This is a genomic window from Streptomyces viridosporus (genome assembly GCF_002078235.1).
GTDB lineage: Bacteria > Actinomycetota > Actinomycetes > Streptomycetales > Streptomycetaceae > Streptomyces > Streptomyces viridosporus.
The window spans coordinates 1-1,857 of sequence record NZ_MSGP01000259.1 but is presented as its reverse complement, the minus strand read 5'-3'; the positions used below and the strand labels follow the sequence as shown (position 1 = coordinate 1,857).

Annotated in this window: 1 protein-coding gene and 1 pseudogene; both read left to right on the top strand. The window is 68.7% G+C overall.

Annotated features, from left to right (window positions below; genetic code table 11):
* Window positions 1–350: pseudogene (locus B7L92_RS19125) on the top strand (acetate--CoA ligase family protein); the annotation flags it as partial.
* A 97-nt stretch (window positions 351–447) separates the two neighbouring features.
* Window positions 448–1,836, top strand: coding sequence for an OFA family MFS transporter (locus B7L92_RS19120; RefSeq protein WP_081238748.1), 1,389 nt, complete (start codon window positions 448–450; stop codon window positions 1,834–1,836).
* Window positions 1,837–1,857: the final 21 nt, after the last annotated feature.

Here is a 1,857-nt window from a genome sequence, read left to right as displayed (position 1 = left end):
CGGCGGGCAACCCGGTGGACATCACCGGGGGCGAGCCGCCCTCGACGTACGAGGCGACGATCCGGCTGGGGCTGGAGGACCCGCGCATCCACGCACTGGTCCTCGGCTACTGGCACACGATCGTCACTCCCCCCATGGTGTTCGCCGAACTCACCGCGCGCGTGGTGGCCGAGTTCCGCGAACGGGGGATCTCCAAGCCGGTGGTGGCGTCGCTCGCGGGGGACGTGGAGGTCGAGGAGGCGTGCCGGTACCTCTTCGAGCGGGGGGTCGTGGCCTACCCGTACACGACCGAGAAGCCGGTGGCCGTGCTCGGCGCGAAGTACCGCTGGGCGCGCGCGGCCGGGCTGCTGNNGTGCGCGTCGGCCGGCCCCGGGACCCGCACGCGCACGAAAGGCATTGGACAGGGGGCGCTGGCCAGAACTTTCGACGCAAGGGGTGCAACACGACATGACAACGACCGATCTGCCCACCTCGGTTCCCTACCGCGAGGTGACCGACGCGAACGGGCGCGTCTACCGCCTCGGTGAGACCGACATCGACATCATGGGCCGCCCACGCAAGTGGATGGTCATCCTGCCGTGGGTCGGCATGATGGGCATCAGCTCGGCGGAGTACGCCTTCGCGTCCGCCGAGGACACCCTGCACACGGCCCACCAGTGGAGCAGTGCGCACATCTTCTGGATGCTGGGCGTCTGGGTCTTCTTCCAGGCCGCGGTGGCCTTCCCCGCGGGCAAGCTGCGGGAGAGCGGGAAACTGCCCGCCCGCTGGGCGATGATGCTCGGCGCGGTCGGCACGCTGCTGGGCTATCTCTCGCTCGCCTTCGCACCGCACGTGATCGTCGCCTACCTCGGCTTCGGCATGTTCAGCGGGATGGGCGCCGGCATGGTGTACGCGACCTGCGTGAACATGGTCGCCAAGTGGTACCCGGAGCGCAAGGGCGGCAAGACCGGCTTCGTGAACGGCGGTTTCGCCTACGGCTCGGTGCCGTTCGTCTTCCTCTTCACCGGCTACATGGACCTCACCAACTTCCGCTGGGTGCTGGTCTCGGTGGGGGTGTTCCTGGCCGGCGTGGTGGCGGTGTCCGGCTACTTCTTCAAGGACCCGCCGAAGAACTGGTGGCCGGCCGACGTCGACCCGTTGCGCAAGCCCGACGACGCGCGTGCCCGGCGCGCGCTGGAGAAGAACCCGCCGGCCGTGCACCAGTACACGCCCATGGAGGCCTGGCGGACCGGCCGGGTGGCCCTGATGTGGTTCTGTCTGCTGTGCACCTCGGGTGTGAACATCTTCGGCATCGCCTTCCAGGTGCCCTTCGGTGACGAGGCGGGCTTCGCGGGCGGCATCGTGGCGACCGCCATGTCCCTGAAGGCGATCGTCAACGGCACCGGCCGCGGTGTCATCGGCTGGCTGTCCGACCGGTACGGCCGAAAGCAGTGCCTGATCTTCGTCTGCATCGTCCTCGGACTGTCCCAGTACGGCATCCTGTTCTCCGGGAACATCGGGAACCTGCCGCTGTTCCTGCTGTTCTCGTCCATCTCCGGCTTCGGCGGCGGCGCCATCTTCCCGATGTTCGCGGCGATGACCGCCGACTACTTCGGTGAGAACAACAACGCCTCCAACTACGGCCTGGTGTACTCCTCGAAGCTGGTCTCCGGTCTGCTCGGGTCCGGCATGGGCGCCGTCGTGGTGGGCGCGTGGGACTACGCCGGCGCGTTCGTCCTGGCCGGCTCGATCTCCCTGTTCGCCGGGTTCGTGGCCCTGTTCCTGCACCCGCCGGGACGTCCCCGGGCCAAGCACATCGTGCCCAACCCGCAGCCGCTCGGTGAGGAGACCGCCTGACCCGGTCCGTGTTCCGGGTCA

Coding starts and splice junctions, on each gene's coding strand:
- B7L92_RS19120 (WP_081238748.1), top strand. CDS start 448: ATGACAACGACCGATCTGCCCACCTCGGTTCCCTACCGCGAGGTGACC.